Origin of the sequence: Streptomyces sp. NPDC007162, from assembly GCF_040634175.1 — a bacterium.
In the GTDB taxonomy this organism is placed as follows: Bacteria; Actinomycetota; Actinomycetes; order Streptomycetales; family Streptomycetaceae; genus Streptomyces.
The window spans coordinates 1-4131 of record NZ_JBEYFC010000664.1; the positions used below are offsets into that span (position 1 = coordinate 1).

At 66.8% G+C, this 4131-nt stretch carries 2 protein-coding genes; one reads left to right on the forward strand and one right to left on the reverse strand.

The window, feature by feature from the left end; all coding sequences use genetic code 11:
• The coding region (locus ABZ646_RS41595; protein WP_360531476.1) for a DUF2252 family protein at window positions 1-322 on the reverse strand (322 nt) is incomplete at its 3' end.
• A 183-nt stretch (window positions 323-505) separates the two neighbouring features.
• On the opposite strand from ABZ646_RS41595, the gene dnaE reads away from it, so the two are divergent.
• Entirely contained in the window at window positions 506-4045 is a 3540-nt protein-coding gene (gene dnaE / locus ABZ646_RS41600) for a DNA polymerase III subunit alpha (RefSeq protein ID WP_360531479.1), read from the forward strand.
• Window positions 4046-4131: the final 86 nt, after the last annotated feature.

Below are 4131 nucleotides of genomic sequence, written 5' to 3' on the forward strand. Positions count from 1 at the left end.
CGAACACTGCGGGAAGACAGTCATCCACGTACGCCGATAGGGAGTCCATGTACGTGCCGAAGTTCTCCGCGTGCAGGTCGCCGTGGATCCACACGCGCGAGGTGCGCTCGTCCAGGTAGGGGCCGCCGCGCCGGTCGGTGTCGAGGTCGTGGTAGAAGAGCCCCGCCGTGCCGCGGTAGAAGGCGAAGGCCGAGGCGGCCATCTTCCGGAACTTCACGCGGAACGCGGCCGGGTCGGCGGCCAGGAGCTCGCCGAAGGCGGTGTCGAAAACGGCGAGGATCTCCTCGCCGCGCTGCTCTTCGTTGAGCGGGGTGACCGACATCGCGGGGTGCCTCCTGGTGCATGACGTGTACGACAGCCGTATCTGCCGTACCCAACGCACGAAGGTACGTGGGAGTGCCCGGCCGGTGTCAGTCCCGGGGCATAGACTTCGACGCTGTCCCCCCAGACTGTCCGCAGCCGGTCGGAAGATCGTCGACGCCTGTTTCCCCCGGAGGTCGCAACCGTGTCAAAGCCGCCTTTCACGCACCTGCACGTCCACACCCAGTACTCGCTGCTGGACGGTGCCGCGCGGCTGAAGGACATGTTCAACGCCTGCAACGAGATGGGCATGACGCACATCGCCATGTCCGACCACGGCAACCTGCACGGGGCGTACGACTTCTTCCACTCCGCGCAGAAGGCCGGGGTGACCCCGATCATCGGGATCGAGGCGTACGTCGCCCCCGAGTCCCGGCGGAACAAGCGCAAGATCCAGTGGGGGCAGCCGCACCAGAAGCGGGACGACGTCTCGGGTTCCGGTGGTTACACGCACAAGACGATGTGGGCGGTGAACAAGACCGGCCTGCACAACCTCTTCAAACTGTCCTCCGACGCCTACGCCGAGGGCTGGCTGCAGAAGTGGCCCCGGATGGACAAGGAGACCATCTCCCAGTGGTCCGAGGGCATCGTGGCCTCCACCGGCTGCCCCTCCGGCGAGGTGCAGACCCGGCTGCGGCTCGGCCAGTACGACGAGGCGCTGAAGGCCGCCGCCGACTACCAGGACATCTTCGGCAAGGACCGCTACTTCCTGGAGCTGATGGACCACGGCATCGACATCGAGCACCGGGTCCGCGACGGCCTCCTGGAGATCGGCAGGAAGCTCGGCATCCCCCCGCTGGTGACGAACGACTCGCACTACACGTACGCGCACGAGGCGACCGCCCACGACGCCCTGCTGTGCATCCAGACCGGCAAGAACCTCTCCGACCCCGACCGCTTCAAGTTCGACGGCACCGGCTACTACCTGAAGTCCACGGACGAGATGTACGCCATCGACTCCTCGGACGCCTGGCAGGAAGGCTGCGCCAACACGCTCCTGGTCGCCGAGATGGTCGACACCACGGGCATGTTCGAGAAGCGCGACCTCATGCCCAAGTTCGACATCCCCGAGGGCTACACCGAGGTCTCCTGGTTCAAGGAGGAGGTCCGCCGGGGCATGGACCGCCGCTTCCCGGGCGGTGTTCCCGAGGACCGGCAGAAGCAGGTCGAGTACGAGATGGACGTCATCATCCAGATGGGGTTCCCGGGCTACTTCCTGGTCGTCGCCGACTTCATCATGTGGGCCAAGAACAACGGCATCGCGGTGGGCCCCGGCCGAGGCTCGGCGGCCGGCTCGATCGTCGCCTACGCCATGGGCATCACCGACCTCGACCCGATCCCGCACGGCCTGATCTTCGAGCGGTTCCTCAACCCCGAGCGCGTCTCCATGCCCGACGTCGACATCGACTTCGACGAGCGTCGGCGCGTCGAGGTGATCAGGTACGTGACCGAGAAGTACGGCGCCGACAAGGTCGCCATGATCGGCACCTACGGCAAGATCAAGGCCAAGAACGCGATCAAGGACTCCGCGCGCGTGCTGGGCTACCCGTACGCCATGGGCGACCGCCTCACCAAGGCGATGCCCGCCGACGTCCTCGGCAAGGGCATCGACCTCGACGGCATCACCAACCCCTCGCACCCGCGGTACAACGAGGCGGGCGAGATCCGCGGGATGTACGAGAACGAGCCGGACGTCAAGAAGGTCATCGACACCGCGAAGGGCGTCGAGGGCCTGGTGCGGCAGATGGGCGTGCACGCGGCCGGCGTGATCATGTCCAGCGAGCCCATCGTCGACCACGCCCCGATCTGGGTGCGGCACACGGACGGCGTGACCATCACGCAGTGGGACTACCCGCAGTGCGAGTCGCTCGGCCTGCTGAAGATGGACTTCCTCGGCCTGCGCAACCTGACGATCATGGACGACGCCGTCAAGATGGTGAAGTCCAACAAGGGCATCGACCTCGACCTGCTGTCCCTGCCGCTCGACGACCCGAAGACCTTCGAACTCCTCCAGCGCGGCGACACCCTGGGCGTCTTCCAGTTCGACGGCGGCCCCATGCGCTCCCTGCTGCGCCTGATGAAGCCCGACAACTTCGAAGACATCTCCGCCGTGTCGGCGCTGTACCGTCCGGGCCCGATGGGCATGGACTCGCACACCAACTACGCGCTGCGCAAGAACAAGCTCCAGGAGATCACCCCGATCCACAAGGAGCTGGAGGAGCCCCTGGAAGAGGTCCTGGCCGTCACCTACGGCCTGATCGTCTACCAGGAGCAGGTGCAGAAGGCCGCCCAGATCATCGCGGGCTACTCGCTCGGCGAGGCCGACATCCTGCGCCGCGTGATGGGCAAGAAGAAGCCCGACGAACTGGCGAAGAACTTCGTCCTCTTCCAGAAGGGCGCCCGCGACAAGGGCTACAGCGACGAGGCCATCCAGGCGCTGTGGGACGTGCTGGTGCCGTTCGCCGGATACGCGTTCAACAAGGCGCACTCCGCCGCGTACGGCCTGGTCTCGTACTGGACCGCGTACCTCAAGGCGAACCACCCCGCCGAGTACATGGCGGGGCTGCTCACCTCGGTCAAGGACGACAAGGACAAGTCGGCCGTCTACCTCAACGAGTGCCGCCGCATGGGCATCAAGGTGCTCCCGCCGAACGTCAACGAGTCGGTGCACAACTTCGCCGCGCAGGGCGACGACGTGATCCTCTTCGGCCTGGAGGCCGTCCGCAACGTCGGTACGAACGTGGTGGAGTCGATCATCCGGAGCCGCAAGGCCAAGGGCAAGTACAGCTCCTTCCCCGACTACCTCGACAAGGTCGAGGCGGTCGCGTGCAACAAGCGCACCACGGAATCGCTGATCAAGGCGGGCGCCTTCGACTCCCTGGGGCACACCCGCAAGGGCCTCACGGCGCACTTCGACACGATGATCGACAACGTGGTCGCGGTGAAGCGCAAGGAGGCCGAGGGGCAGTTCGACCTGTTCGGCGGGATGGGCGAGGAGGAGAGCGACGAGCCCGGCTTCGGCCTCGACGTCGTCTTCACCGACGAGGAGTGGGACAAGACCTATCTGCTCGCCCAGGAGCGGGAGATGCTCGGTCTGTACGTCTCCGACCACCCGCTCTTCGGCCTGGAGCACGTGCTCTCCGACAAGGCCGACGCGGGCATCGCGCAGCTGACCGGCGGTGAGCACGCCGACGGCGCGGTGGTGACGATCGGCGGCATCATCTCGGGCCTCCAGCGCAAGATGACCAAGCAGGGCAACGCCTGGGCGATCGCCACCGTGGAGGACCTCGCGGGCTCCATCGAGTGCATGTTCTTCCCGGCGAGCTACCAGCTGATCTCGACCCAACTCGTCGAGGACGCGGTGGTGTTCGTCAAGGGGCGGCTCGACAAGCGCGAGGACGTGCCGCGGCTGGTCGGCATGGAGCTGACGGTCCCGGACCTGTCCAACGCCGGCACCAACGCGCCGGTGATCCTGACCATCCCGGCCACCCGGGTCACCCCGCCGATGGTCAGCCGGCTCGGTGAGATCCTCAGCCACCACAAGGGCGACAGCGAGGTCCGGATCAAGCTCCAGGGGCCGACCAAGACGACGGTGCTGCGTCTCGACCGGCACCGGGTGAAGCCGGATCCGGCGCTCTTCGGCGACCTGAAGGTGCTGCTCGGCCCGTCCTGCCTGGCCGGATGAGCGGGAGCACGGCCCGCTGAGCCGTGCGCGTGCCGGAGGGGCGCACCCGATACGGGTGCGCCCCTCCGGGGTTCCCGGGCGTCAAC